General features: G+C 55.9%; 24 protein-coding genes, 5 tRNA genes, 1 pseudogene and 1 riboswitch. Of the genes and pseudogenes, 10 read left to right on the forward strand and 20 right to left on the reverse strand.

All coding sequences use genetic code 11. The annotated features are described in order from the left end of the window. The first annotated feature begins 37 nt into the window (after positions 1 to 37). From B5M06_RS17745 to B5M06_RS15625, 7 genes and pseudogenes are all read left to right on the forward strand, one after another. Positions 38 to 1,110: pseudogene (locus tag B5M06_RS17745) on the forward strand (transposase). A gap of 116 nt (positions 1,111 to 1,226) precedes the next feature. Further along, complete coding sequence (locus B5M06_RS15600) at positions 1,227 to 1,565, forward strand: ArsR/SmtB family transcription factor (RefSeq protein WP_054067301.1); 339 nt, start codon at positions 1,227 to 1,229, stop codon at positions 1,563 to 1,565. Further along, on the forward strand, positions 1,562 to 2,005 hold the full coding sequence (locus B5M06_RS15605; protein WP_054067288.1) for a YeeE/YedE family protein: 444 nt from the start codon (positions 1,562 to 1,564) through the stop codon (positions 2,003 to 2,005). The genes B5M06_RS15600 and B5M06_RS15605 overlap by 4 nt, the downstream gene beginning before the upstream one ends. Before the next feature lie 25 nt (positions 2,006 to 2,030). After that, entirely contained in the window at positions 2,031 to 2,444 is a 414-nt protein-coding gene (locus B5M06_RS15610; RefSeq protein WP_054067287.1) for a YeeE/YedE family protein, read from the forward strand. A gap of 267 nt (positions 2,445 to 2,711) precedes the next feature. Continuing rightward, positions 2,712 to 2,945: riboswitch (cobalamin riboswitch) on the forward strand. 75 nt (positions 2,946 to 3,020) lie between these two features. Next, positions 3,021 to 4,916, forward strand: a complete 1,896-nt coding sequence (locus tag B5M06_RS15615) for a TonB-dependent receptor domain-containing protein (RefSeq protein ID WP_162777454.1) — start codon at positions 3,021 to 3,023, stop codon at positions 4,914 to 4,916. Beyond that, a complete protein-coding gene (locus B5M06_RS15620; RefSeq protein ID WP_054067285.1) occupies positions 4,916 to 5,752 on the forward strand; it encodes an ABC transporter substrate-binding protein in 837 nt (278 codons plus the stop codon). The genes B5M06_RS15615 and B5M06_RS15620 overlap by 1 nt, the downstream gene beginning before the upstream one ends. Further along, positions 5,749 to 6,297: a hypothetical protein gene (locus B5M06_RS15625; RefSeq protein ID WP_054067284.1), complete on the forward strand. Its 549-nt coding sequence runs from the start codon at positions 5,749 to 5,751 to the stop codon at positions 6,295 to 6,297. The genes B5M06_RS15620 and B5M06_RS15625 overlap by 4 nt, the downstream gene beginning before the upstream one ends. A gap of 41 nt (positions 6,298 to 6,338) precedes the next feature. Here B5M06_RS15625 and B5M06_RS15630 read toward each other — a convergent pair whose 3' ends face one another. The 4 genes from B5M06_RS15630 to B5M06_RS15645 all read right to left on the reverse strand — a co-directional run bounded on the left by B5M06_RS15630 (position 6,339) and on the right by B5M06_RS15645 (position 10,440). Next, complete coding sequence (locus tag B5M06_RS15630) at positions 6,339 to 7,607, reverse strand: BaiN/RdsA family NAD(P)/FAD-dependent oxidoreductase (protein WP_054067283.1); 1,269 nt, start codon at positions 7,605 to 7,607, stop codon at positions 6,339 to 6,341. 139 nt (positions 7,608 to 7,746) lie between these two features. Beyond that, positions 7,747 to 8,778, reverse strand: a complete 1,032-nt coding sequence (locus B5M06_RS15635) for a methionine synthase (RefSeq protein ID WP_054067282.1) — start codon at positions 8,776 to 8,778, stop codon at positions 7,747 to 7,749. Between the two features lie 69 nt (positions 8,779 to 8,847). Further along, the gene (msuE, locus tag B5M06_RS15640; RefSeq protein WP_054067300.1) at positions 8,848 to 9,411 is read right to left on the reverse strand and encodes an FMN reductase; all 564 of its coding nucleotides are present in this window, start codon (positions 9,409 to 9,411) and stop codon (positions 8,848 to 8,850) included. Positions 9,412 to 9,456: 45 nt separating this feature from the next. Continuing rightward, positions 9,457 to 10,440, reverse strand: a complete 984-nt coding sequence (locus tag B5M06_RS15645) for a putative oxygenase MesX (protein ID WP_054067281.1) — start codon at positions 10,438 to 10,440, stop codon at positions 9,457 to 9,459. Positions 10,441 to 10,842: 402 nt separating this feature from the next. Between B5M06_RS15645 and B5M06_RS15650 the strand changes: the two genes are divergently transcribed. Continuing rightward, a complete protein-coding gene (locus tag B5M06_RS15650) occupies positions 10,843 to 11,781 on the forward strand; it encodes a LysR family transcriptional regulator (protein WP_054067299.1) in 939 nt (312 codons plus the stop codon). An 88-nt stretch (positions 11,782 to 11,869) separates the two neighbouring features. On the opposite strand, the gene B5M06_RS15655 is transcribed toward B5M06_RS15650, so the two are convergent. Continuing rightward, positions 11,870 to 13,936, reverse strand: coding sequence for an ATP-binding protein (locus B5M06_RS15655; RefSeq protein ID WP_240183957.1), 2,067 nt, complete (start codon positions 13,934 to 13,936; stop codon positions 11,870 to 11,872). Positions 13,937 to 14,238: 302 nt separating this feature from the next. Here B5M06_RS15655 and B5M06_RS15660 point away from each other — a divergent pair. After that, positions 14,239 to 14,329 (forward strand) — tRNA-Ser (locus tag B5M06_RS15660). Between the two features lie 193 nt (positions 14,330 to 14,522). On the opposite strand, the gene B5M06_RS15665 is transcribed toward B5M06_RS15660, so the two are convergent. Both B5M06_RS15665 and B5M06_RS15670 read right to left on the reverse strand, forming a co-directional pair. Further along, entirely contained in the window at positions 14,523 to 15,554 is a 1,032-nt protein-coding gene (locus tag B5M06_RS15665; RefSeq protein WP_338028317.1) for an Abi family protein, read from the reverse strand. After that, entirely contained in the window at positions 15,530 to 15,757 is a 228-nt protein-coding gene (locus B5M06_RS15670; RefSeq protein WP_054067278.1) for a hypothetical protein, read from the reverse strand. The genes B5M06_RS15665 and B5M06_RS15670 overlap by 25 nt, the downstream gene beginning before the upstream one ends. Positions 15,758 to 16,068: 311 nt before the next feature. On the opposite strand from B5M06_RS15670, the gene B5M06_RS17280 reads away from it, so the two are divergent. Next, complete coding sequence (locus tag B5M06_RS17280) at positions 16,069 to 16,224, forward strand: hypothetical protein (RefSeq protein ID WP_165442790.1); 156 nt, start codon at positions 16,069 to 16,071, stop codon at positions 16,222 to 16,224. A gap of 105 nt (positions 16,225 to 16,329) precedes the next feature. Here B5M06_RS17280 and B5M06_RS15675 read toward each other — a convergent pair. From B5M06_RS15675 to uvrB, 13 genes are all read right to left on the reverse strand, one after another. Beyond that, positions 16,330 to 16,404, reverse strand: a tRNA-Val gene (locus B5M06_RS15675). Positions 16,405 to 16,410: 6 nt separating this feature from the next. After that, positions 16,411 to 16,485, reverse strand: a tRNA-Val gene (locus tag B5M06_RS15680). Positions 16,486 to 16,512: 27 nt separating this feature from the next. Further along, positions 16,513 to 16,587: transfer RNA gene (locus B5M06_RS15685), tRNA-Val, on the reverse strand. Between the two features lie 7 nt (positions 16,588 to 16,594). After that, positions 16,595 to 16,669: transfer RNA gene (locus B5M06_RS15690), tRNA-Val, on the reverse strand. A gap of 26 nt (positions 16,670 to 16,695) precedes the next feature. Continuing rightward, on the reverse strand, positions 16,696 to 17,433 hold the full coding sequence (dnaQ, locus tag B5M06_RS15695) for a DNA polymerase III subunit epsilon (protein ID WP_054067277.1): 738 nt from the start codon (positions 17,431 to 17,433) through the stop codon (positions 16,696 to 16,698). Positions 17,434 to 17,438: 5 nt separating this feature from the next. Continuing rightward, positions 17,439 to 17,777: an ISC system 2Fe-2S type ferredoxin gene (gene fdx / locus B5M06_RS15700; protein WP_054067298.1), complete on the reverse strand. Its 339-nt coding sequence runs from the start codon at positions 17,775 to 17,777 to the stop codon at positions 17,439 to 17,441. Between the two features lie 12 nt (positions 17,778 to 17,789). After that, complete coding sequence (gene hscA / locus B5M06_RS15705; RefSeq protein WP_054067276.1) at positions 17,790 to 19,658, reverse strand: Fe-S protein assembly chaperone HscA; 1,869 nt, start codon at positions 19,656 to 19,658, stop codon at positions 17,790 to 17,792. A gap of 85 nt (positions 19,659 to 19,743) precedes the next feature. After that, complete coding sequence (gene hscB / locus B5M06_RS15710) at positions 19,744 to 20,262, reverse strand: Fe-S protein assembly co-chaperone HscB (RefSeq protein ID WP_054067275.1); 519 nt, start codon at positions 20,260 to 20,262, stop codon at positions 19,744 to 19,746. 83 nt (positions 20,263 to 20,345) lie between these two features. Then, complete coding sequence (gene iscA, locus B5M06_RS15715) at positions 20,346 to 20,669, reverse strand: iron-sulfur cluster assembly protein IscA (RefSeq protein WP_054067274.1); 324 nt, start codon at positions 20,667 to 20,669, stop codon at positions 20,346 to 20,348. 4 nt (positions 20,670 to 20,673) lie between these two features. After that, positions 20,674 to 21,075, reverse strand: a complete 402-nt coding sequence (gene iscU / locus B5M06_RS15720; protein WP_054067273.1) for a Fe-S cluster assembly scaffold IscU — start codon at positions 21,073 to 21,075, stop codon at positions 20,674 to 20,676. Between the two features lie 40 nt (positions 21,076 to 21,115). After that, complete coding sequence (locus tag B5M06_RS15725) at positions 21,116 to 22,336, reverse strand: IscS subfamily cysteine desulfurase (protein WP_054067272.1); 1,221 nt, start codon at positions 22,334 to 22,336, stop codon at positions 21,116 to 21,118. Between the two features lie 104 nt (positions 22,337 to 22,440). Further along, positions 22,441 to 22,977, reverse strand: a complete 537-nt coding sequence (gene iscR / locus B5M06_RS15730) for a Fe-S cluster assembly transcriptional regulator IscR (RefSeq protein WP_054067271.1) — start codon at positions 22,975 to 22,977, stop codon at positions 22,441 to 22,443. A 232-nt stretch (positions 22,978 to 23,209) separates the two neighbouring features. Beyond that, complete coding sequence (uvrB, locus tag B5M06_RS15735; RefSeq protein WP_054067270.1) at positions 23,210 to 25,273, reverse strand: excinuclease ABC subunit UvrB; 2,064 nt, start codon at positions 25,271 to 25,273, stop codon at positions 23,210 to 23,212. Between the last annotated feature and the right edge of the window lie 72 nt (positions 25,274 to 25,345).

Raw genomic sequence — 25,345 nt, forward strand, 5'->3', positions numbered from 1 at the left:
TTGTGCGACCAATCAACATGCAAGAAAGCACCGCTGCATGCGCAAAGATACTACATGGCTGGGCCTTTGGGAGGGTTTCCGGGTTATTGATGCTGACCTTCAAACACCAGGCCAAGCAGTTTTAACGCTTGAGCCGCTACAGGGCAGTAGCAAGTGCAGTGCTTGTCTCAAGCCCTTGGCTCAGGTGCATGAATACGTGCAGCGCACAGTGCGAGATATGCCACTGGTGGACAGGCAGCTGCGTTTGAAGGTCAAGCTGCACAGGCTGGTCTGCCCCGATTGCGGCAAATGCCTGCAACATGTGCCCTGGCTCGATAAGTACAGTCGTTTAACCAAGCGCTTGGTTGAGCATATCCAGCACTTATGCCAGCACATGAGCATCAAGCACGTTGCCAAGACGTTAGGCCTGCATTGGCAGACCGTGCGTGAGCTTGATGCACGCAGGCTGCAGCAACAAATTGACAGCTTGCCACCAGCGCAACCTGAGCGTCTGGTCATGGATGAGTTTGCAATGTTCAAGGGGCATCGCTACGCCAGCGTATCCAAGCTGTCGCCATGGACATGAATACGGCGTTCGACGCAGAGGTCAAGCATTGGTGTCCGAAAGCCAAGGTTGTCTATGACTTGTTCCATGTGGTGGCCAAGTATGGCCGCGAGGTTGTTGCACGCGTGCGTGTTGATGCGGCCAATGCACTGCGCGGGGATAAACGCCAGCGCAAGATGGTCAAAAATGAAGCCCACTTGCACCCTGAACAAAAGCAGCACCTGCAGCAAGTGCTACAGGCCAATCAGCCCCGGATGACGGTCTATGTGCTCAAAGATGAGCTCAAGCAACTGTGGAACTGTTCAGACCCTTGGCAGTTCAGGCGCAGCTGGAGACAGTGGCATGAGCACTGCCAGCAAAGTGGCATTGCCTGCTTGCAGCAGTTTGCCAAAAAGCTCAGCAAGTACTGGCGCGGCATACTCTCCCGTATGCGCTGGCCCATGCACACAGGTTTGCTGGAGGGTATCAACAACCGCATCAAACTCATCAAGCGCATGGCCTACGGATATCGCAACACTGAATACTTCTTCTTGAAGATCAAGGCCGCATTCCCCGGAAATCCGTGAAGAACCAAGTAAATCCGCCACAGACTGCTCTCAAAGCATTTTGGAACTAGCAAAACATTGGGCACCACAAGCGCCCAATGCTGGAAAAGATGACAAACGAAAATTTCAACGAGCCAATGACAGACATCACCAACAGTCTGGATTTGGCCAGCATGCGTGCCCATGCCAGTGAAGCGGTGAGCATGCTCAAGCTACTTGGCAATGAAGATCGCTTGATGCTGCTTTGCCAGATCTCATTACAAGAGCGCACAGTGACGGAGTTGGAGCAGCTGACAGGCATTACCCAGCCTACCTTGTCGCAGCAGCTGGGTGTGCTGCGCAGAGAAGGCCTGGTGTCGACGCGCCGCGAAGGCAAGTTCATCTGGTATCAATTGGCCGATGCTCGTGCTCTGCAGCTTATGCAAGTGGTGCATCAATTGTTTTGCGGCCCTGCCGCGCATGGAGCTCAGTCATGAGTATTTATTGGGAAGCTTTTACGCCGTGGTCGTCCTTGGCGGGCGGGGTGTTGATTGGATTAGCCGCCGCTTTGATGGTGGTGTTGCTGGGCCGCATTGCTGGCATTAGCGGTATTTTGGGAGGCTTGCTGCAGAAGGCCACATGGGGCTCGGTGCGCCAGTGGGGTTGGCGTGCAGCCTTTGTAGCGGGCATGCTGCTTGCACCGCTGCTGTGGCAGATGTTTGCTCCACTGCCAGCCATGCAAATGCCCTCCAACCCCATGCTGATCATCAGCGCAGGCTTGCTGGTAGGTTTCGGCACGCGACTAGGTTCGGGCTGTACCAGTGGCCATGGTGTATGTGGTTTGTCGCGTTTGTCCATTCGCTCATTGGCCGCCACGTTGATGTTCATGGCCACAGGCGTGGCGACAGTGTTCATCATGCGCCATGTAGTGGCTTGAACAGCAAAGAAAAAGGAGTCACACCATGATTGCAATCGCTGCATTGATTGCGGGTTTAGTGTTCGGTTTGGGGCTGATCCTCTCCGGCATGGGCAACCCCGCCAAAGTGCAAAACTTTCTGGATATTTTTGGCACCTGGGACCCCTCGCTGGGCTTGGTGATGGGCGGAGCAATTGCCGTAGGGCTGGTCGCTTTTACATGGGCTAAGCGCCGCAAAACCTCGGCACTGGGTGAGCCCATGCAGCTACCAACGGCCACGGTAGTAGATCGCAAGCTGCTGACGGGCGCCGCCATGTTTGGCGCTGGCTGGGGCCTGGCAGGGTTTTGCCCCGGCCCTGCCGTGATGAATCTGGCCACCCTGCAGATGGAGGTCTGGCTGTTTGTAGCAGCCATGCTGGCAGGAATGGTGCTGCAGCATGTCACAGCCAAAAACCGTTGATAGCCAACACTGTCGCAGCAGCAAAAAAACTCCGTGGGGCTGAAGCAGCCCACAGCCTGCCGTTCAGGCGGTCAGCACACAAGACTGAGCAATGCCGCTGCCCTGCAGTAGCTATCGAGGCATAGCCACCGCTGAGGTTATGCCAAGCACCTCACTGCATTGACGAACTGCAACAACACCGCTGAAACACGCAAAAACCGGGTGATGCTGTGCCATATGGCAACAGCCATCGCCAAGTCAGGCTGCACAACACTGTTTTGCGCTCTAGAATCCACGCTGATTTCTGGTGCTCGCGTGGCCGTTCAGGCCATGCTGATAAACGAGAAACATGGAGGTTTTGCGCTCTACAGCGCCTTACCTTGCATGTACTGCCCCCGCAACAGTGTGTGCACAGGTCGTAAGACCAGCCTGTCGTTCCACAGCCACTGAAGCCTCGTGCTTTGGGAAGGCTTCGACAGTCGGTGCATCAGTCTGGATACCGGCCAGAAATTGGTTCGAGGCAGCCGCCCTGCGCAGCTGCCCCGGTGGTTTTGTGACGCACATGCGGGGACGCTGTGCGTGCAGCTCAAAATTTTTATGTCTCTCCAAACCTCCTTGAAGCAGGGTGCCGTGGGCACGTCTGCGCGTTTTGCTTTAGCTGTGGTTACGATAACCGCTACGGCCTTGACACAAAAGGTCGCCGCAGAAGAAGCGCGCATGAATCCCACGGTTGTGACGGCGACCCGCTCCGAAACAAAACTGGACGAAACTTTGGCCGACGTGCGTGTGATCACACAAGAACAAATAGGGAATTTTGCTGGACGCTCTTTGGCTGAAATCATGCAACGACTGGCTGGCGTCCGTATGTCAAGCAATGGAGGACGGGGCAATACACAGTCCTTCACGATTCGTGGAAGTGACCAAGTAATTTTGCTTATCGATGGAGTGCGTTTTGGCTCGGCCACAATGGGAACTCCCACTCTAGCTAGCCTTCCGATCGAACAAATCGAACGCATTGAAGTAGTACAAGGCCCCGCCTCAGCTCTGTATGGCAGTGATGCCATTGGAGGCGTGATTCAAATTTTTACCAAACAAGGTAAAGGTGCCAAAAAAGCCTTTAAACCGCATGCCGACATTACCTGGGGCAGTGCTGGCTACAAAGATGCCAATGCTGGGTTTATTGGCACCCAGCAAGGCTGGAACTACAGTTTGAATGTATCCCGCGTGCTCGATCCTGGATTTTCTTCAACGAACAAAAAAGCCGGCCCCAAACATAGTCCAGATAAAGATAAATTTAACCAAACGGCTGTCAGTGCCAGCCTGGGTTACGCATTCAATGATGCTTGGCGCTTAGATGCCAATCTACTGCAAGCCCAAAGCTATGCTGAGTTTGATAATGCGGACTACAACAATTTGCTTCAAGATGCATGGCTTAATTCACAAGCCGGGACACGCTCCTTGAAGCTATCCGGTGTTGTGAGTCCTACGTGGAAAACCCATCTGAGCTTAGCTCGCTCTATGGACAAGCAAAGCAACCAATATCACACCGTATCAACCAATACGCGCCACAGTGATAAGTTCAACACCACTCAAGACGAAATCCAGTGGGGTAATGAAATAAAAACGGCAGCAGGTATCGTTGTCGCTGGTTTTGACCATTTAAAACAAAAAATAGATACGTCTACCCCATTTGACACCACCAGCCGTACCACGAATGCTGTCTACGCAGGTGTGAATGGTAGTCACGCAGGCCACTCTTGGCAGATCAATTTGCGTCGAGATGACAACTCTCAATACGGTGGTTACAACACCTGGGGGCTGACCTATGGTTATGAAATTTTTTCTTCTCTCAAAGCACATATCAGTCGCTCCAGCAGCTTAACTGCGCCTACTTTCAATGACCTGTACTACCCAAGAAGTGGAAATCCTCTGCTGCAGCCTGAAACAGCAAAAAGCAATGAAATTGGTCTTACATGGGATATTGGTGTACACAATCTTAAGTTGGTAGGTTTTGATAACAAAGTTAAAAACTTGATTGCTTGGGCACCTTCCGATCCAGCAGATCCAAATAACAGCCCTTGGTTTCCCGCCAACGTTAATCAAGCACAGCTCAAGGGCTGGTCACTGCTATATAGCGTCAGCGGCACGCATTGGAATTTGAATGCAAATTACGAGCGATTAAATGCCCACGATGGTTCCGGCTTACCTCTATACAACCTAGCTAAAGATCAAGCCAGCGTTGCACTTGATGCTTACTGGGGGGCTTGGAAGATAGGTGCATCTGCACTACATGTTGGCAAGCGTCAGCGCTCTACAGCCGCTTATCTTCCTAGTTACACCACAGTAGATGCCTATGCCGAATACCAGCTTGCCAAAGATTGGGCGCTACAAGCACGTGTGGCTAACCTGACTGACAAGGAATACGAAACCGTTTATGGCTACAACCAACGTGGCCGCGCTGGTTATCTGACGCTCAAATGGGCCCCTAAATAATGCCCAAGCTGCGCATCTACAGCGCAGCGTGCCTTGTGACCCTGTCCGCCCTTTATGGGCAGGCATGGGCCCAGGCACAGCGCGTGATCTCTTTACTGCCTTCTGCTACGGAGGCAGTTTGTGTTTTAGGGGCCTGCGATCGCCTCGTAGGTGTGGATGATTTCTCGCTGGACCCGCCAGAAGTTGCCAAGCTCCCACGGCTGGGAAAAACCTGGCAACCTCGTCTCGAAGAAATTGTTCAGCTACAGCCCGATCTGGTACTGGTGGGGCGCGCTCCGCAAGTAATTCAAAAGCTGCAGGCACTGGGCCTGAATGTGCAGGAAGTCGATGCCTTATCAATAGAGGAAGTCCGCAGCGTCTTGCAGCGCTTAGATGGTCTACTGGACACGCAGGCTGCACCAGCGGTGATTGCCGCCATGGACCAAAAGCTCGATGCATTGCGCGAGCAAGCTGCAAAAATTCCAGCACAGCGTGTCTATATCGAGCTTGATGCTGCGCTTTACAGCGCCGCGCCCAGCTCCTTTATTGGTGAGTTGTTAGCACTTCTGGGGGCGCAGAACATTGCAGCAGCATCGACCACGGCTTACCCCAAGCTCTCTCCTGAATATGTGGTCCAGCATGCGCCGGAGCTGATCATCCAGACCTACTCCCAAGGGGCACACGCAGTGCACACACGCCCCGGCTGGCACCGTATTCCTGCGCTCGAGCACGGGCGCATATGTCCCCTGACCGCCGAAGAGCGCCGCATTGCGACGCGACCTGGCCCACGCCTGGCGGAGGCGGCAGAGATTTTTCTGCGCTGCCTGCGCATGCCCTACCGCGAAAGAACCCCATGAAACTCAGCAAAAACTGGGATGAAGTCTGCTACCCTTTTATTCACCAGACCTCTTACCTGTGCGACTTTGAAGTCACCACCGATGAACTGTGTGCGTTGATTGGCAGCGCCATTGCAGCCATGCCCGATGACATGCAAGACATGCGCCAGGACCTTGAAACGCTGCAGCCCCTGGCTTTTCACATCAATGGCTCCATCCGTGGACGTCTTGCTGTGACCGAAGACGACCAGCAATGGCTGCTGGGCAGACTGCAGCACTACCGCACCGAGGTTGGTGAGCGTGAACATATTTTTGTGCTGCCTCGCGGCACTGCCCCCGTGCCACAACTGCACCAGGCACGATCTGCTGCCAAAAAGGCGATTCGCTGCATGGTGCGTGTGGAGGAGGAAGGGCAAAAGACTGTGCCAGACATCCTGCCACGCATGTGCAATACGCTGTGCAATCTGTTTTTCTTGATGACACTGGTCGTCAATCAACGCCGTGGTGTCGAAGCAGTCCCATTCACGAGCAAGAGCTATGGAAAGCCAGCCTCATCTGCGGACTGAACGGCATCGACCAGTGCTTGAGCGAACGTGCCGAAGCATTTTTATTGATCGTTCGCAGGCTGCTGTGCCATGGCCTGCGCACACGCAAAAGCACTGGCCCAAGCCCACTGGAAGTTATAGCCACCCAGCCAGCCTGTGATGTCAACGACTTCACCAATGCAATACAGACCGGGCTGAGATTTAGCCTCCATGGTTTTTTGCGACAAGGCTTTGGTGTCAATGCCACCCAAAGTCACTTCCGCTTTTTTATAGCCTTCTGAACCACTGGGCGTGATTTCCCAGCGGGACAATTTCTCTGCCAACGCAGCCAGCGCTTTATCGCTGACCTCATTGATCGGACGTTGCAGCTCAGGCCGCTGTGCGGTCCAGGCATCCGCCAAGCGACTAGGCATATAGGCAGACAACTCGTTCGCGACGAGCTTGCGAGAGCAGCTTTTGGCTTGCTGTAGTAATTCACCCATATCGCTACCAGGTAGCAGATTGATTTTGAGCGGAGAGCCTTCTTTCCAGTAGCTGGAAATTTGCAGCACCGCTGGGCCAGACAAACCACGGTGCGTGAACAGCAAATCCTCTTGGAAAGTCACTCTCTCTTTTTGGCTGCCCGTACTGATCTCCACGTTCAGCGCCAGGCCAGCCAGCTGTGCATAAGGCTGCCAGTGCTCGCCATCAAAGGTCAGAGGTACCAGGCCTGGGCGGCGCTCTACCAAAGGCAGGCCAAACTGCTGTGCCAGACGGTAGCCAAAGTCTGTGGCACCAATTTTGGGGATCGACAGGCCACCCGTGGCCAGCACCAGGCACCGTGCATGAACGACACCGCGATCCGTGTGCACTGCATATTTACGGCTGTGTGCCTGGGCTGGATCAAACGCCACTTTCTTTACGCTGCACGGCTGCCAGCGCTGTACGTGACCCGCCTGGCATTCCGCCAAGAGCATCTGAATGATGTCCTCGGCACTACGGCTGGCAAACAACTGCCCCTTGTGCTTTTCTTCATAGGCAATGCCGTGCTTGTCCAGCAAGGCAATGAAGTCGTTAGGCGTATAGCGAGACAGCGCAGAGCGGCAAAACTGGGGGTTCTGGCCCACATAGTGTTTGTGTGGGGCGCGTACATCCAAGTCCCGGTTCGTAAAGTTGCAGCGCCCACCACCTGAGATACGGATCTTCTCTGCCACCTTCTCCGCATGATCAATCAGCAGCACCTTCAGGCCCAGTTGTCCGGCTTGTGCCGAACAGAACAAACCGGCTGCCCCCGCTCCCAGGATGATGGCGTCAAAGTCAGTTTCAGCGGATGGATAGGTTGCAGCAGTCATAAATCAGGGCGTTGCAGGGACAGGAATCCCAAGTAAAACGAGGCGGCAGTTTAGCCAAACCTCCGATCACTTGTGCATCACCGGTAGTTCGTTGCGCGCCCGGCTGATTGAGCTGCCTGAACAAAGCAGCTGCAGCCCATCACAATGACTTCACCGCAAGCCGCTCCTTGGCAAGCTGGGTACCAGCAGCCAGGGCTTTCAGCTTGCGCCATGCCACATCGCGCCCCATCGGTGCCAGGCCACAGTTGGTGCAAGGGAACAAGTGTTCCTTAGGCACAAACTCCAGCGCCTTGGAGATGGTGTCTGCGACCTCCTCAGGTGTCTCCACCACATCGCTGGCCACATCGATCACGCCCACCAGCACGTCCTTGCCCACCAGCAGTTTCATCAGTTCAGGAGGCACATGGGAGTGGATGCACTCCAGACTCACCTGGTCAATGCTGCTGCGCGCCAGTGCGGGGAACACCTCTTCGTACTGCCGCCACTCTTCACCCAGGGTGCTCTTCCAGTCGGTATTGGCCTTGATGCCGTAGCCATAGCAGATATGTACCGCTGTGGTGCAGGTCAAGCCTTGTGCGGCACGCTCAAGTGCCTGTACACCCCAGTCTGCGGCGTCCTTCATATAGACATTGAATGCAGGCTCATCAAACTGGATGATGTCAACGCCATCCGCCTGCAGCGCCAGGGCTTCCTGATTCAGCAATTCGGCAAAAGCAAAAGCCAGCTTGATCTTGTCACCGTAGTAATTGTCTGCCACGGTGTCGATGATGGTCATGGGTCCAGGCAAGGTGAACTTGAGCTTCTTTTTCGTATGAGCGCGCGCCAGCTGCGCTTCAAAGGCATGAACGCGGCCCTTCAGGCGCAGCGCCGACACCACCTGCGGCACCATGGCGTCATAGCGGTTGTTACGAATACCCATCTTGACCTTGTTCTCAAAGTCAATGCCCTCGACTTGCTCCAGAAAGCCATGCACAAAGTGCTGCCTGGACTGTTCGCCATCGCAAATGATGTCCAGGCCCGCATCTTCCTGGGCTTTGATCCACAGCAGGGTGGCATCCGCCTTGGCTTGCAGCAGTGCATCGCCTTCCGCTTTCCACTGCGGCCAGAGCTTGTTGGTTTCTGCCAGCCAGGCTGGTTTTGGCAAACTGCCTGCAATAGAAGTCTCAAACATCAGGGTTCCTCTCAAACAATAAACAAAAAGTGGGGGCGCTCCCCTGTATGGAGAGCGCGAAGTGAGCACTCAGGGAGTCACCGCTGGTGCGCGGCATATGAGTTCAATCACAGGCAATGCCCGATCCACGGACAACTGGGCACGCTCCAGCAAGGCTGCACTGTGCAGGCGATGGCTCTCAAAATCGCTGTCTGTCGCATAAACGCCCAGCGGCAAAGTGCGCGCCTGAAAAAAGCTGAACAAGGGCCGCAGCTGGTGATCAATCATCAAGGCGTGACGCTGACTGCCGCCTGTGGCAGCCAGCAGAATCGGTTTATCGATCAAGGCATCCTGATGGATCAAGTCAAAAAAGTGCTTGAACATGCCGGTGTAAGAGCCCCGAAAGACCGGGGTAACCACTACCAGAACATCTGCTTGCTCCACTTCCTCCAGCGCTTGCTCCACCACACCTGGCACTTGAGCGCGCCATGTCGTGCCCGCTAACTGCGGCACCAGCGTGCCGAGGACGGTCAACCGTGGTTCAACAGGCAGCTTCTGGGCCATCAAGTGCAGCAAATGTTCTGCCAGAACTGTGGATTTGGAGCTTTGCTGCACCCCACCAGAGATCGCAACTACACGCAATGGGCGCATGATGGCTCTTTCATAAATATGTATCTCAGCGCTATCCATGCACGGCGTTTAAACCTGTACATGCGAAGCCCATTGCGCAAGGATTTTTTCGTAGGGCTTGATAAACCATGCTTCGGTCAACTTGCCCTGATTGACGGCCAATTGGTTGCGCTCTTCACGGTCGTAGAAAATCTGCGTCAATGAATAGTCGGTATGCTTCAAGCTAGGTTGAAAGCGTGTAGCAGCTGGGGCATTGGCGTTATAAATCTCAGGGCGATAGATCTTCTGGAAAGTTTCCATGACGCTGATGGCCGCAATCATCTCCAGATTGGCATAATCTGCAAGCAGATCGCCAATAAAATAAAAAGCCAGAGGTGCAGCACTGTTTGCGGGCATGAAGTAACGTACCTTCATACCCATTTTCTCAAAATACCTGTCTGTGATGGATGGAGCATCCTGGGTGTACTCCATGCCAAGCACAGGATGATGCGTACCCGTGCGGTAATAAGTTTTACCAGCAGCAATGCTCAGACAAATCAGCGGATAGTTCCTGAAATTTTCCTGGTAAGCCTTGGAGTTCAGAAAGTGCTTGAACAGCTTTCCGTGCAACACACCAAATTCCTCTGGCTCACTAAACTCCGGCTTGTTTTCGTTGTGATTTTTCAGCAAGACGCTGAAGTCATAGTCACGCACATAAGACGAGAAGCTGTTGCCGCCACTGCCCTCGATGTGCAGCCCCGTTTGCCTGTCAATAATATTGGTTTTTAGTATTTCAATCAGTGGAAGCTCATGCTTTAATGCTTCCCCATTGATTTTCATATCCGCAGAAACAATTTCCAGCTCAATCGCATAGCGATCACCATTGGGGTTATCCCAGTGCGCCAGACTGTTAAAACGATTATTCATCATCTGTATCGTACGGCGCAAATTTTCCTTGCGATTTTCACCGCGCGCCAAGTTGGCAAAATTGGTGGTCAGCCTGGTTTTATTCGATGGCTGATAGTTCTCATCAAAAATGAACTTTTCAATGCTAAAAGTGAAGTCTGGATACATGGTCGTCTTTTCCCTTCAGAATAAATTCTGAAATTTCGTGAAATTTTCTAAATCTATTTAAAACATTGAATGCAGCAAACCTGCGATATGCATGCAATGTTTTTTATTTTCAATTCTTCGCATTCAGGCAAATCCGGCTTCAAATCATGCTGGGCTGTCAATCATCGAAATGCCAGCACTACGCTCAGCAGCAGCCAAGAGCATCGGCATGTGAAACAGAGGGCAAGAACAGAACAGCGACATACAAACCTTGAGAGAAACATGAGAGCCCAGTGCAGTGCAAGCTGCAACAAGGAATGCATGAATGCTATAAAAGTTATATCTTGCAGTAAAACGAGAATTTTTCAGATAAACTTGAGGAAAACTAATAGCCTTAAGTTTTCGCACCAACGACCTGCTGTGATCCTCTCCCCTTTTCTGGAGCTGCGCCATCTGCGTACGCTCTGCGCCCTGCAAGAAACCGGCAGCCTGGCTCGCGCTGCGCAGATGCTCAACGTTACCCAGTCTGCGCTATCTCACCAGATCAAATTTCTGGAAGAGCGCTACGGCAGCCCGCTGTTTGAGCGCAAATCCAGCCCGCTGAAGTTCAGTGCCATTGGCGAACGCCTGCTGGAACTGGGGGCCCATATCCTGCCCGAGGTTGAACAGGCGGAACGCGATGTGCTGCGCCTGTCGCAAGGTGGCGGTGGCACGCTGCGCATCGTGGTGGAGTGCCACACCTGCTTTGACTGGCTCATGCCCGCCATGGATGTCTTCCGCCAACGCTGGCCGGATGTAGAGCTGGACATCGTCTCCGGCTTTCACCCCGACCCCGTGGCGCTCATCCTGCAAAACCGGGCAGAAGTCGCCATCGTGGGCGACCCCGATGAGGATGACCCCGTCGTCTACCACCCGCTGTTTCGCTACGAAATGCTGGCGCTGATTGCCAAGCAGCACCACCTGTCTGAGCGCAGCTACCTGCAAGCGCAGGACTTCGCCAGCGAAGTGCTCATCAGCTACCCCATCCCTGACGATATGCTGGACATCATGCGGCAAGTGCTCATCCCAGCCGGAGTCACCCCCGCAGGCAGGCGCACCAGTGAGCTCACGGTGGCCATGCTGCAACTGGTGGCCAGTGGCCGCGGCATTGCTACCTTGCCGATGTGGACGGTGCAAAGCTATCTGGAAAAAGGCTATATAGCCGCCAAGCCCATTACGCCCAACGGTCTGCATGCACACCTGTATATGGCCAGCAGCCCTGAAGTGGCACAGCGCCCGTGGATGCAGGATTTTGTGCGCATTACCCGGGAATGCACATACAAGGCATTGCCGGGCATTGAACTGCTGCATCCGAAGCCGTAGCAGCCAAATTTTCATAGCAAAAACACGCTCTAAGGCTTATGTATCAGGCGCTAACAGCTATTAAAACTATATAAACCTCAGCACTTGTTTACACAAACCCCATCGACCGGCCAGCACCTTGCTTGACCGCGCATTCCGCTTCCAGCGCTACAATCAGGCTGGCCGCGCTGCGCACTGGGCGAAACCGGCTCTGGCGCACTACCACGGCAAAGTCACCTGGCGTCAGGCTGTGCAGTCGCGCCAGCTGTGCGCGCTCTGCATCTGAAGGCGCAGGCAGCTGCATGCGTTCGCACTGCGCGCACAGCAGTGCCCAGGCTTGCTGTGGCGGCAGAAAGTCAAACTTCACTTTCAGGTCAAAACGCCGCAGTGCAGCCTGATCCAGCCCGTCCATGAGATTGGTCGAAGCAATGAACACCCCCGGAAAAGCTTCCATCTGCGTGAGCATTTCATTGACCAGGCTCACCTCCCAGCCACGCTGTGCGCCACGGCGGTCCTGCAAGAAGCTGTCCACCTCATCCATCATCAGCACCGCCTGCTCCGACTGCGCATCCCTAAATGCCCGCGCAATGTTCTGCTCACTCTCGCCCACATAGGGCGAAATCAGATCCGACACCCGCTTAACCGTCAGCGGCATGCCCAGCTGCTCTGCCAGCCAGCGGCCATAGGCGGTCTTGCCCGTGCCCGGCGGCCCGTACAGACACAGGCGGCCGGACTGTGTACCCACCAGCCCCCGAGCCACCTCCTCCAGATCAGCGTCAGCCTGGATGAATGCAGGGTCATAGCCCATGGCCACATCTGCACCCCCTTGCCTGAGCGGCGTGCGGTGCCCCTGCGCGCGCAAAGTGCTGCTGACCAGATGCTCAAACGCAGCAGCGGTCTTCTCCGCCCCCAGCTGCTGACTGATGGCACGTACCACCCCACCCGCCTTGGCAATCACTGCCGGAGCCAGACTGTCAACTTCTGCAATTGACGCGATACGCGGCGCATCCAGCAAGTCACCGCAGCGCATGCGCAGCATCTGCTCACGCTGCTTTCTGGGAGGCACTGGCAGTTCAATGACCATGTCAAAACGGCGCACAAAAGCCGGGTCCATACCGCGCACTGCGTTGGAGAGCCATACCGTCGGCACCGGGTTGTCCTCCAGCATGCGGTTGACCCAGGCCTTGCGCACCTGCGCCGTGCTCTTGCGGCCAAACATCAGGTCGCCATCGTTGAAGACATCCTCAGCCTCATCAAACACCACCAGCGCCGTGCGCTGCGCAAAAAAACTCTGCGCGGCCCGAAAGGCACGCAGGCGGTGCTCTCCGTTGATGGGATCGCCGTCTTCATCTTCGCTGGACACCTCAAACAACTCACAGCCCAGCTCCTGCGCCAGTGCACGCGCCAGTTCGCTCTTGCCTGTACCAGGCGCCCCATGCAAAAAGATGTTCACGCCACGCCGGCATGTCTGCGCCGTGTGCTGCAGATACGGCTGCAAAATGTCCAGCGAAGGCTGAATGTGCGCGTAATCAGCCAGACTGAGCGTGCCCTGCGGTGAAGGGGCAACCGTCCCTTTGAGCAAACCCAGCGGGTCCGTGTCGGCCGAGACCATCAGGTCTGCAAACACATCCGACAGCAGGTTCAGCTTGTTGCACAGCGTGCTAGCCCCTCTGCGCTCCACCGACACCAGCCCGGAGCGCGCCAGAATCCCTTGTGCACCCAATGCGGTACGCACCGCAGTTTCCGGCAGCTCCAGCAGCACTGACAGCACCTGAAACACCCTGGACGACGAAAGCTGGCCCAGCAAATCCCCCGTATCGTCAAGCAGGCGTTCGTTGTGAATGACCACAACAAACGTCAGGATCTTGCAGTCCGTCTCATCCAGTCCCACCAGCTCGGCCAGCCTGTGCATATTGCGGCGCATGAATTCCGAAGCCACGGTCTGCGGCTTACTGTCTTCAGCCTGCTGGTGCATCTGCCGCAGCGCGCGTTTGACCCGCTTGACCTCAAACTCACTGCTGCTGCCTTCGCCCCTCTTCAGATAGTCGGGCAAATCAAACTCCGCCTCATCCACCCAGTGCCCCAGACCCAGAGCAACAGCCACTGCATCATTGCGAAAACCATGTGTGCCAAGGAACTCACGCTGGCCGCCCAGCAGCACCAGCAAGCGCAGCATCCACAATCTGACCAATGGGTCCAGATCCCCACTCACCCCTGAACCTAATTTACGCCTTCTTGCCATGCTGTGTCCTCCTGAGATTGCAGCCCCAGATTCTTCACAGCACTGCGTCACGTTGTGTCGCACACCGCCTGCACAGGCACCAACTTGCATGCAAGGCCCTCAGCCCACGCACAGACACCCTGAATTTCATTGAGGGCATGAAAAACTGCGCTAGAATCTTGGTTTCGCCAAATCGCAGAGCCAATCCTCTGCAGCTGGCAAAGTTTTCGCTGATGCTGCACTGCAGCCCCAGCAACGGAAGGGTGGATGAGCGGTTTAAGTCGCACGCCTGGAAAGCGTGTGTAGGTTAATAGCCTACCGCGGGTTCGAATCCCGCCCCTTCCGCCAAAATACAAAAGCCTTGTAATTCAATGAGTTACAAGGCTTTTTTAATTTTCACCCCGAGCAAGAACACTGCCATGCCACAGACTGCACGCTCTGGATGATGTGCAAAAACCCAAAAAGGTCTAGAATCACCGTCAACACGGCCCCCTTCAGTGATGTGCTTGCACTAGCTGCTGGGGGTTTTTCTTTATCCCTCTCAGCGCAAAAGACTGGTCCAGCAAGCAGGGCGCCCGTCATCTAGTGCTTGTAGCCACTGAGCCTCCATTCCCATGCCTTGCAGCGTCAAGCCCACATGATGCAAGGGCGGAAAGCTCTCCAACAGCACCCGCACACGCTGACTCCACGAGGAATGCGGGTTAATTTGCTGCATCAAATGTTGGCAAATACACAACAGCGCAAACGGGCGTGCCACCAGCCAAGCTTTGCCGTGGAACACATCCAACGCCTGCACAGCACCTTTTTTAGGCAGCTTGGGCTGATCCACCACGTTTCGGTTCCATAAGCGGCTATGGTGGGCACAGACATTGCGCACATAGTTCAAGCTGCGCAGCCAACTGACCATCACACTGCCGCTATCTGCTGGCAGCCCGTAAGACTTCGCAATGTCGTTCTGTTCCGGTTCTGGTAAGCCTGAAAAAAGCACAGACATACAGCCAAAATCCCACACTTCACAGGCCACCCAAATAGCCAGCGGCAAACCATATTTATTGCGGTTGTGCTGAATGAATTTTTCGCTGCTGCGCTGTATCAAGCTGTCGTGCTTCTGCAGCCACTCTGCATAGGCCGTCAAGCCTGATCGTTTCTTCTTCTGCGTGAAAACAGCATTGAAGTTAGCCGGATCCAGATACGCAAACGGCCCCTTTTGCCCCAGCCGGTAAGACAGGTCCACGCGCAGCGCAATTTCAATGCGCTCCAGCGCGTCCAGCACCAACAGGCGCAGGCGCTTGTCAAACAGCGCCACCACGTCCTGAAACTGCGTGCCGGGCTTGAACTGGTCCAGCACTACGCGCTGGCCGTTTGCATCGCACTGCCACTGGCGCATGTCGTGCCAGTAGCCGGAGAGGCGGTAGTAGCCAATACGCCCCAGATACTCCAGTGCCTTGGCGGCATCAGACACCTGCATGCCGCACTGCTGCAGGATACGCAGCTGGTCCGCATAACTGGTCCAAGGTTTTGCGTAGCCTGTCATGTGTACCGAGGTGCTTATGCCGCCGCCTGCTCCACCCATGCTTGCGCCAGCAGGTTTTCGGTCTGGCGCGCCTGGATCAGTTGTTCACGCAATTGCTGGCACAGGGCGCGCACCACGATGCGGCCGGGGGCAATGGTGTATTCGCGGTAGATCTGGGTGGTTTCGCTCCAGCCTGCCTTGAGGATGGCTGGGTCAATGAATTTGGCGCGAATGTCTGCTTCGCTGAGCTGCTTCTTATCCAATGCGTGTCTCCGGCATGCCAACAGTCTGTAACTAATCATGGCAAACTACACTGCTCTTATTTTTTATAGCTGCTTACGCTTGTTTTTCAAGCACTTCATGCATAAAACATCATGAAAACCTTGGAATGCAAGCGCAAGCAGCTATTTTTTTAATAGTTTGCGCCATCCACATGTCCACCCTTCTGAACTGAGGCCAACCCACACCCACTGTCGAAATGCGGGGCATCAGTGTCTGTTACAACTTTTTGTTTCATTTTGAAACAGAATTGTCGATAAGTAACAATTCAAGCACAAACAACTCCTGCAATTCGATGAAGTACTGCATTGTCAAAGTTCAAGGCGTCCGCTATGTCGGTTTGTTTTCCAGCACCTGCTCGGCGGTGTCGTACGCCATGGCGCGCTTTCCTGAGGCCACCAAGATCAGCGCGCGCGCCGTGCGACGCAGCAGCCAGCGCAAGGCTGCGTGAACACCCCTTCGCACGCGCACAGACCGGCATGCGTGCGTTCTGCGCAAGAAGAAGTCCCAAAGCAAAAAACCTCCTGAACCAGGGATTCAGGAGGTTTTGCTTGACTGGTGCGTGATACATGGATCGAACATGTGACCCCTGCCGTGTGAAGGCAGTGCTCTACCGCTGAGCTAATCACGCAAATTGTGGTGGGTGATACATGGATCGAACATGTGACCCCTGCCGTGTGAAGGCAGTGCTCTACCGCTGAGCTAATCACCCGCAGCTGACATAGCTGTCAAGCTTGATTGGTGCGTGATACATGGATCGAACATGTGACCCCTGCCGTGTGAAGGCAGTGCTCTACCGCTGAGCTAATCACGCAAATTCTTGGTGGGTGATACATGGATCGAACATGTGACCCCTGCCGTGTGAAGGCAGTGCTCTACCGCTGAGCTAATCACCCCAACCAGCAATCTGGTAAGCCTTGAATTATGTCACAGCTTGAGTGACGTTTTCGGAAACTCGCCAAATTGTTTTGCCACCAGAGGCCTTATCGACCTCGTCCAGATAGGCTTCGTGGGCAGCCAGCTCCTGCTCATTGGGCTGGAGCACAGGCAGCCGGTAGCTGCGCAGATCAATGGCAGGCGCAGATTCACCCGAAGCCTGGCCGCCATGGTCATCATCCACATCCGGCATGACCAGGGTGTTCTGCCCCCGCGTCATGTTGATGTAGACGTCTGCCAGCAGCTCCGCATCCAGCAAGGCGCCGTGCAGTTCACGGCCGCTGTTGTCCACCTCCAGGCGCGAGCACAGCGCATCCAGCGAGTTGCGCTTGCCGGGGTACAGCTCCTTGGCCATCACCAAAGAGTCCGTCACCTTGGCAACGTATTCGGTAATGGGCTTGAGCCCCAGCAGCGACAGCTCCTTGTTCAGAAAACCCACGTCAAAGGGCGCGTTGTGAATGATGAGTTCCGCATCTTGCAGATAGGCCAGGATCTCCTGCGCCTTCTCTGCAAACTTGGGCTTGTCGCTCAGAAACTCCGTCGTCAGCCCGTGCACGCGCAAGGCATCTGGATGGCTGTCGCGTTCCGGATTGAAATACAGGTGCAGGTTATTGCCGGTGAGCTTGCGGTTGACCAGCTCCACGCAGCCCAGCTCAATCACCCGGTCACCCGTTTCCGGTGACAGGCCCGTGGTTTCCGTATCCAGAACGATTTGACGCGACATAAGAATCAGTGGTTTTCTTTGGCGTGGTTGATGGAGTATTTGGGGATTTCCACCACCAGATCAGTTTGCGCAACGATGGCCTGACAGCTCAGGCGCGACTGAGGCTCCAGCCCCCATGCGCGGTCGAGCAGGTCGTCTTCGGTCTCATCGCTGGCGTTCAGCGAGTTAAAGCCTTCACGCACGATCACGTGGCAGGTCGTGCAGGCGCAGCTCATGTCGCAGGCGTGCTCGATGTTGATCTTGTTGTCCAGCAGTGCTTCGCAGATCGTTGTGCCAGCAGGCGCTTCGATCTGTGCGCCCTGTGGGCAGTATTCAGGATGGGGCAATATTTTGATGATGGGCATATCCAACGTTTCTTAAGAGATAGATTGCACGCTCTTACCCGCCAGCGCTTCGCGAATATTGCGATTCATGCGCTGCGCGGCAAAAGCTTCTGTCCCCTTGGCCAGGGCCTGTGTGGCAGCTTCGATCTGCGCGGCGTCTTCGGACGCCTGCACAGCACGCAATTGCTCCATCAGGGCGTGGATTTTTTCCAGCGCTTCGGGTTGTAGCAGATCCGCATCGGCTTCCAGTGCACTCATGGTGGCCAGCAGCATGCGATCTGCATCCACGCGCGCCTCCACCAGCGCACGGGCTTTCATGTCCTGCTGCGCGGTGGCAAAGCCATCTTGCAGCATTTGAGCAACTTGTTCATCCGACAGGCCGTAGGAAGGCTTCACATCAATGTGTGCTTCCACGCCGCTGGTCTGCTCCTTGGCAGAAACGGACAGCAGGCCATCCGCATCCACGGTAAAGGTCACGCGAATACGCGCTGCACCTGCTGCCATGGGCGGAATGCCACGCAGCTCAAAGCGCGCCAGACTGCGGCAGTCTGCCACCAGATCGCGCTCACCCTGTACCACGTGGATGGCCATGGCCGTCTGGCCGTCCTTATAGGTGGTGAAGTCCTGCGCACGGGCTGCAGGAATGGTTTCGTTGCGCGAGATGATGCGCTCCACCAGACCGCCCATGGTTTCAATGCCCAGCGACAGCGGAATCACATCCAGCAGCAGCAGGTCACCGGCTGCATTGTTGCCCGCCAGCTGGTTGGCCTGGATGGCTGCGCCCAGCGCCACGACTTCGTCGGGGTTCAGATTGGTCAGCGGCTTGCGATCAAAGAAAGCCTCTACCGCCTCCTGCACCTGTGGCATGCGGGTGGAGCCACCCACCATGACCACGCCCTGCACTTCTTCAGGCTGCAGGTCTGCATCACGCAGTGCACGGCGCACAGCGCTGATGGAGCGCTTGGTCAGCGCAGCAGTGGCCTGATCAAAGTCCGCACGCGTGACGCGCTGCTCCAGACGCTGGCCGCTGTGCAAATCCATGCTGAACACGGCTTCATTGCTGTCAGTCAGCGCTTCCTTGCAACGCTTGGCGGCCATGCGCACGGCTGCCAGATCCTGCACCTGCGACAGCGACACACCCGCCTGAGCCAGTACCCACTGTGCCAGCGCCTGGTCATAGTCATCACCGCCCAGCGCGGAGTCACCACCCGTGGCAATCACTTCAAACACGCCCTTGGTCAGACGCAGGATGGAGATGTCAAACGTACCGCCACCCAGGTCATAGACGGCGTAAATGCCTTCGCTGGCGTTATCCAGGCCGTAGGCAATGGCAGCAGCAGTAGGCTCATTGATCAGACGCAGCAGATTGATGCCCGCCAGCTTGGCCGCATCCTTGGTGGCCTGGCGCTGCGCATCATCAAAATACGCAGGCACGGTGATCACAGCACCGTACAGGTCGTCGTTGAAGGTGTCTTCGGCACGGTAGCGCAGCGTGGCCAGAATTTCCGCACTGATTTCCACGGGCGACTTCACACCGGCACGTGTGTGCAGGCTGACCATGCCCTGTGCACCACCATCTTCAAAGCGGTAAGGCAGCTGCTCCTGGTTACCGATATCTGCCAGCGAACGCCCCATGAAGCGCTTGACCGACACAATGGTGTTGGCCGCATCTTCCACGGCAAAAGCCTTGGCATCGTCACCAATTTGGCGCTTGCCCGCTTCTGCATATCTCACGATAGAGGGCAGCAAAATCCTGCCTTGCGTATCTGGCAGGCACTCTGGCACACCATTGCGCACCGCTGCCACCAGGGAGTGCGTGGTTCCTAAGTCAATACCCACCGCAATGCGGCGCTGGTGTGGATCTGGCGATTGCCCGGGTTCTGAGATTTGCAGTAAAGCCATGGCTTTGTCTATTCCATTCAATGGCCAGCATGCACTGCCAGCCTAGACCCTGCCGTGCAGCAATGCAGCGGCAAAGCACCAATAATCATTGTCCCAACTGGTCGCGTCGTGCTTCGATGTCGGCGCGGAAGCGCTCCACAAACATCAACGAGCGCACTACCTGCACAGCCTCTGCGGCACCTTCTGGTGACTGCAGCAAAAGCTCGCATTTTTGCAGCATCTGCTTGCGCACCGCCTGCACTTCCTGATCCAGCGCGTCGATGGCATCTTCTGTTTCCGCCTCTTCCAGCGCTTCACGCCATTCCATTTGCTGCATCAGAAAAGCAGCAGGCATGGCGGTGTTGTCTTCGGCACGCACAGGCACGCCGTACAGTTCACACAGATAGGCCGCACGCTTGAGGGGGTGCTTCAAGCGCTGATACGCCTCGTTGATGCGCACAGACCATTGCATGGCAATGCGCTGCGCCACGCCGCCCTCGGCCGAGAAGCGGTCAGGGTGCGCCTGCTTTTGCAGCTCTTTCCAGCGTGCATCGAGCAGATCACGGTCCAGCACAAACTGGCGCGGCAGCCCCATCAGCTCAAAATCGTCGGATTGCAGATTCATATCAATAAAAAACCGCCAACACATGCGCGATGGCGGTTCTCAATGCAGTGCTCTACCCTGCTGCAAGCAGCAAAGCAGCGCTGTTACACGCGAAAGCTCTCGCCGCAACCGCAGCGATCACGCTCGTTGGGATTGTGGAACTTAAAGCCTTCGTTCAAACCTTCGCGCACAAAGTCCAGCTCTGTGCCATCGATGTAAGCCAAGCTCTTGGGGTCGATCAGCACCTTCACACCGTGGCTTTCAAACACCACATCTTCAGGCTCCGCCTCGTCCACATACTCCAGCTTGTAAGCCAGGCCAGAGCAGCCTGTGGTCTTGACCCCCAAGCGCACGCCAATACCCTTGCCACGTCGGGCCAGGTAGCGCCCCACGTGACGAGCAGCCGCTTCCGTCAGCGTAATCGCCATGGCGTTACTCGGCAGACACGGCTTCGCCGCGCTTGGCTCGGTAGTCGTCCACTGCAGCCTTGATGGCGTCTTCTGCCAGGATGGAGCAGTGCACCTTCACGGGAGGCAGTGCCAGCTCTTCAGCAATCATGCTGTTCTTCAGCGCAGCAGCTTCATCCAGCGTCTTGCCCTTGACCCACTCTGTCACCAGAGAGGAAGAAGCAATGGCAGAGCCGCAGCCGTAGGTTTTAAAACGAGCGTCTTCGATCACGCCGGTTTCGGGGTTGACCTTGATTTGCAGCTTCATCACGTCGCCACAGGCTGGCGCACCCACCATGCCGGTACCAACAGTGTCGTCACCCTTTTCAAAGGAACCAACGTTGCGGGGGTTTTCGTAATGGTCAATGACCTTGTCAGAGTAAGCCATGATGTCTACCTCTTGATTTCAATGGTGTGTTGCAAGGCGCTTAGTGCGCGGCCCACTGGATGGTGCTCAGATCAACACCGTCCTTGTACATTTCCCACAGGGGGCTGAGTTCACGCAGCTTTTCAACGTTCTTGCGAATCGAAGCGATGGCGTAATCAATTTCTTCCTCTGTCGTGAAGCGACCGATGGTGATACGCAGCGAGCTGTGCGCCAGCTCATCCGAACGACCCAGGGCACGCAGCACATAGCTGGGCTCCAGGCTGGCCGATGTACAGGCGGAACCGGAAGACACTGCCAGGCCCTTGATACCCATGATCAGGGACTCGCCTTCCACGAAGTTGAAGCTGATGTTCAGGTTATGGGGCACGCGGTGCTCCAGATCACCATTGACGAACACTTGCTCAAGATCCATCAGACCGTCGAGCAGACGCTGCTGCATGCGCTTGGCGTGCTCGTAGTCCTTTTGCATGTCTTCCTTGGCGATGCGGAAAGCTTCGCCCATGCCCACGATCTGGTGGGTCGCCAGCGTGCCGGAGCGCATGCCACGCTCATGGCCACCGCCGTGCATCTGCGCTTCCAGACGCACGCGAGGCTTGCGGCGCACGTACAGCGCACCGATGCCCTTGGGGCCGTATGTCTTGTGCGAAGCCAGGCTCATCAGATCCACAGGCATGGTCTGCATGTCCAGAGGCATCTTGCCTGTGGCCTGTGCAGCGTCCACGTGGAAGATAATGCCCTTTTCGCGGCAGATTGAACCAATAGCATTCAAGTCCTGGATCACGCCGATTTCATTGTTCACAGCCATCACGCTCACCAGGATGGTGTCAGGGCGGATAGCTGCCTTGAAGGCTTCCAGATCCAGCAGACCGTTTTCCTGCACGTCCAGATACGTCACTTCAAAGCCTTCACGCTCCAGAGCGCGCATGGTGTCCAGCACGGCCTTGTGTTCTGTCTTGACAGTGATCAGGTGCTTGCCCTTGCCCTGATAGAAGTGCGCAGCACCCTTGATGGCCAGGTTGTCAGACTCGGTAGCACCGCTGGTCCAGACGATTTCGCGGGGGTCTGCATTGATCAGCTCAGCCACTTGCGTGCGGGCCTTTTCAATGGCTTCTTCGGCTTCCCAGCCCCAAGCGTGACTGCGAGAGGCAGCATTACCAAAGTGCTCACGCAACCATGGAATCATGGCGTCCACCACGCGAGGATCGCAGGGAGTGGTTGCGCCGTAGTCAAGATAAATGGGGAAATGTGGGGTCTGGTCCATGACTGGCTCTATTGAAATCAACGCGGCAACTACAGGAAGCTGCCTTTTCGAAAATCCGAACATTTCTACCGAGCAAGCCCGGTAGAGCACCTCAAGCAATGAAGTTAAGACTTGGCAAAAACGTTGCCCAGCGCAAACACCGAGTTGGGGGCATTCACACGGATAGGCTTCACCACAGGCGCCGTGGAAATGGCGCGGCGCACCACAGGCTTGTCCTCAATCTGGACGCCCTTGGCCAGCTGCTCATCCACGAGCTTTTGCAGCGTGACGGAATCCAGAAATTCCACCATGCGCTGGTTCAGTGCAGACCACAGTTCGTGTGTCATGCAGCGACCAGCTTCGCCCATGCAGTTTTCCTTGCCGCCGCACTGGGTAGCGTCAATAGGCTCGTCCACGGAGACAATGATGTCTGCCACGGTAATTTCCGCTGCCTTGCGGGCCAGCGTATAGCCGCCGCCAGGGCCACGGGTTGACTCCACCAGTTCATGACGGCGCAGCTTGCCAAACAGCTGCTCCAGGTAGGACAACGAAATTTGTTGACGCTGACTGATCGCCGCCAGCGTAACGGGACCATTGTTCTGGCGCAGGGCCAAATCGATCATGGCTGTGACCGCAAAGCGGCCTTTAGTTGTAAGACGCATCGTGAGCTCCTTCAGTCAGGCTGTTCGTTACAGAAACATCAATCACGGATTACCGGATTGACTACCGTCTCCGCCCTTACTCCGTCCTGCAAAAGGCGCAGAGCCCTTCTTTATGAAGTTTTGTTGTTGTTGAGTAATGTGTAGGAGTATAGCACAAACCCCATTATTTTGGTCGGGTACATCCAATCGCGGCAATCGCCACAGGCTATCGCCGCACTCCCTCCAGGGTTGCTCAAGCTCCAAAAAGCTCTTGTTTTAATAGCGACAACTGGTCGCGGATACGGGCCGCAGCTTCGAATTCCAGGTTCTTGGCACGCTCCAGCATTTCCTTCTCCAGCCGCTTGATTTCCTTGGCCAGTTCCGCTTCGGAGAGCACCTTCCCCGCCGCATTCGAAGAATGAATTTGCAATTGTTCACTGGCCGAACGTGCACCTTTTTCGCTATAAACCCCATCAATCAGATCTTTCACCCTCTTGACAAGTGCTTTTGGCGTAATTCCGTTGGCTTCGTTAAACGCCATCTGCTTGGCACGGCGGCGTTCGGTTTCACCAATGGCCTTGCGCATGGACTCGGTGATGCGGTCGGCATACAAAATGGCCTTGCCGTGCAGGTTGCGCGCGGCGCGGCCAATCGTCTGAATCAGGCTGCGCTCAGCACGCAGAAAGCCTTCCTTGTCGGCATCCAGAATCGCAACCAGTGACACCTCGGGAATATCCAGCCCTTCGCGCAGCAAGTTGATGCCAACGAGCACATCAAACACACCCAAACGCAGGTCTCGGATGATTTCCACACGCTCCACCGTATCAATGTCTGAGTGCAGATAGCGCACCTTGACGCCGTTTTCGCTCAGGTAGTCTGTCAGCTGCTCGGCCATGCGCTTGGTCAGTACTGTGATCAGCACCCGCTCATTTTGTTCCACGCGCAGGCGAATTTCCTGCAGGACATCGTCCACCTGATGGGTAGCCGGACGCACCTCAATCTCAGGGTCCACCAGCCCGGTGGGGCGCACCACCTGCTCGACCACCTGCCCGGAATGGGTCTTTTCGTAGTCAGCAGGCGTGGCCGAGACAAAAATCACCTGGCGCATGCGCTGCTCAAACTCTTCAAACTTGAGCGGACGGTTGTCCAGCGCCGAAGGCAGGCGAAAGCCATACTCCACCAGCGTGGTCTTGCGCTGGCGGTCACCGTTGTACATGGCGTTGAGCTGGCCAATCATCTGGTGGCTTTCGTCCAGAAACATCACGGCATCTTTGGGCAGATAGTCCGTCAGCGTGCTGGGCGGCTCACCGGGTGCTGCGCCCGAAAGGTGGCGCGTGTAGTTCTCAATCCCTTTGCAGTGCCCTACTTCGCTGAGCATTTCCAGATCAAAGCGGGTGCGCTGCTCCAGGCGCTGCGCTTCCACGAGTTTGCCCATGCCTACCAGCTGCTTGACGCGCTCGGACAGCTCCAGCTTGATGGTTTCCACCGCCGCCAGCACCTTGTCACGCGGCGTCACATAGTGGCTGCTGGGGTAGACGGTAAAGCGCGGAATACTCTGGCGCACACGACCTGTGAGTGGGTCAAACAGCTGCAGGCTGTCCACCTCGTCATCGAACAGCTCAATGCGCAGGGCCAGCTCAGAGTGTTCCGCCGGGAAGACGTCAATCGTGTCGCCGCGTACACGGAACGTGCCGCGCGAGAAATCCTGGTCATTGCGCTGGTACTGCATGCGAATGAGCTGGGCAATCACATCGCGCTGGCCCACACGGTCGCCCGTGCGCATGGTCATCACCATCTGGTGGTAGCTCTCTGGCGCGCCAATACCGTAGATGGCAGAGACCGTGGCCACGATCACCACATCGCGTCGCTCCAGCAGGCTCTTGGTGCAGGACAGGCGCATCTGCTCGATGTGCTCGTTGATGGCGCTGTCCTTTTCAATGAACAGATCGCGCTGCGGCACATAGGCTTCAGGCTGGTAGTAGTCGTAGTAGCTGACGAAATACTCCACAGCGTTCTTGGGAAAGAACTCGCGGAATTCGGAATACAGCTGCGCCGCCAGCGTCTTGTTGGGCGCAAAGACGATGGCAGGCCGCCCCAGGCGCGCAATCACATTGGCCATAGTGAAGGTCTTGCCCGAGCCGGTCACGCCCAGCAGGGTCTGGAAGGCCTCGCCATCACGCACCCCCTCGACCAGTTGCTCGATGGCCGCAGGCTGATCTCCTGCGGGTGGATAGGGCTGAAAAAGTGCAAACGGCGAGTTGTCAAAGTGAACAAACTGCCCTGCCCTGCTGGCCGGGGCTGCGGTGACATCGTGCATGGGGAAGTTCCAAGGTGGGAGGGGTGGTGCGAACCGGAAATAGCGACAAACTGCTTGCTATACTGCCAGAAA

Origin of the sequence: Comamonas kerstersii (genome assembly GCF_002056725.1) — a bacterium.
Taxonomy (GTDB): Bacteria; Pseudomonadota; Gammaproteobacteria; order Burkholderiales; family Burkholderiaceae_C; genus Comamonas; species Comamonas kerstersii.

Excerpts from the sequence above, each read along its gene's own strand:
- B5M06_RS15600 (WP_054067301.1), top strand. The coding sequence starts at position 1,227 with ATGACAGACATCACCAACAGTCTGGATTTGGCCAGCATGCGTGCCCAT.
- B5M06_RS15605 (WP_054067288.1), top strand. The coding sequence starts at position 1,562 with ATGAGTATTTATTGGGAAGCTTTTACGCCGTGGTCGTCCTTGGCGGGC.
- B5M06_RS15610 (WP_054067287.1), top strand. The coding sequence starts at position 2,031 with ATGATTGCAATCGCTGCATTGATTGCGGGTTTAGTGTTCGGTTTGGGG.
- B5M06_RS15615 (WP_162777454.1), top strand. The coding sequence starts at position 3,021 with ATGTCTCTCCAAACCTCCTTGAAGCAGGGTGCCGTGGGCACGTCTGCG.
- B5M06_RS15620 (WP_054067285.1), top strand. The coding sequence starts at position 4,916 with ATGCCCAAGCTGCGCATCTACAGCGCAGCGTGCCTTGTGACCCTGTCC.
- B5M06_RS15625 (WP_054067284.1), top strand. The coding sequence starts at position 5,749 with ATGAAACTCAGCAAAAACTGGGATGAAGTCTGCTACCCTTTTATTCAC.
- B5M06_RS15630 (WP_054067283.1), bottom strand. The coding sequence starts at position 7,607 with ATGACTGCTGCAACCTATCCATCCGCTGAAACTGACTTTGACGCCATC.
- B5M06_RS15635 (WP_054067282.1), bottom strand. The coding sequence starts at position 8,778 with ATGTTTGAGACTTCTATTGCAGGCAGTTTGCCAAAACCAGCCTGGCTG.
- B5M06_RS15645 (WP_054067281.1), bottom strand. The coding sequence starts at position 10,440 with ATGTATCCAGACTTCACTTTTAGCATTGAAAAGTTCATTTTTGATGAG.
- B5M06_RS15655 (WP_240183957.1), bottom strand. The coding sequence starts at position 13,936 with ATGCTGCGCTTGCTGGTGCTGCTGGGCGGCCAGCGTGAGTTCCTTGGC.
- B5M06_RS15665 (WP_338028317.1), bottom strand. The coding sequence starts at position 15,554 with ATGGGTGGAGCAGGCGGCGGCATAAGCACCTCGGTACACATGACAGGC.
- B5M06_RS17280 (WP_165442790.1), top strand. The coding sequence starts at position 16,069 with ATGAAGTACTGCATTGTCAAAGTTCAAGGCGTCCGCTATGTCGGTTTG.
- dnaQ (WP_054067277.1), bottom strand. The coding sequence starts at position 17,433 with ATGTCGCGTCAAATCGTTCTGGATACGGAAACCACGGGCCTGTCACCG.
- fdx (WP_054067298.1), bottom strand. The coding sequence starts at position 17,777 with ATGCCCATCATCAAAATATTGCCCCATCCTGAATACTGCCCACAGGGC.
- hscA (WP_054067276.1), bottom strand. The coding sequence starts at position 19,658 with ATGGCTTTACTGCAAATCTCAGAACCCGGGCAATCGCCAGATCCACAC.
- hscB (WP_054067275.1), bottom strand. The coding sequence starts at position 20,262 with ATGAATCTGCAATCCGACGATTTTGAGCTGATGGGGCTGCCGCGCCAG.
- iscA (WP_054067274.1), bottom strand. The coding sequence starts at position 20,669 with ATGGCGATTACGCTGACGGAAGCGGCTGCTCGTCACGTGGGGCGCTAC.
- iscU (WP_054067273.1), bottom strand. The coding sequence starts at position 21,075 with ATGGCTTACTCTGACAAGGTCATTGACCATTACGAAAACCCCCGCAAC.
- B5M06_RS15725 (WP_054067272.1), bottom strand. The coding sequence starts at position 22,336 with ATGGACCAGACCCCACATTTCCCCATTTATCTTGACTACGGCGCAACC.
- iscR (WP_054067271.1), bottom strand. The coding sequence starts at position 22,977 with ATGCGTCTTACAACTAAAGGCCGCTTTGCGGTCACAGCCATGATCGAT.
- uvrB (WP_054067270.1), bottom strand. The coding sequence starts at position 25,273 with ATGCACGATGTCACCGCAGCCCCGGCCAGCAGGGCAGGGCAGTTTGTT.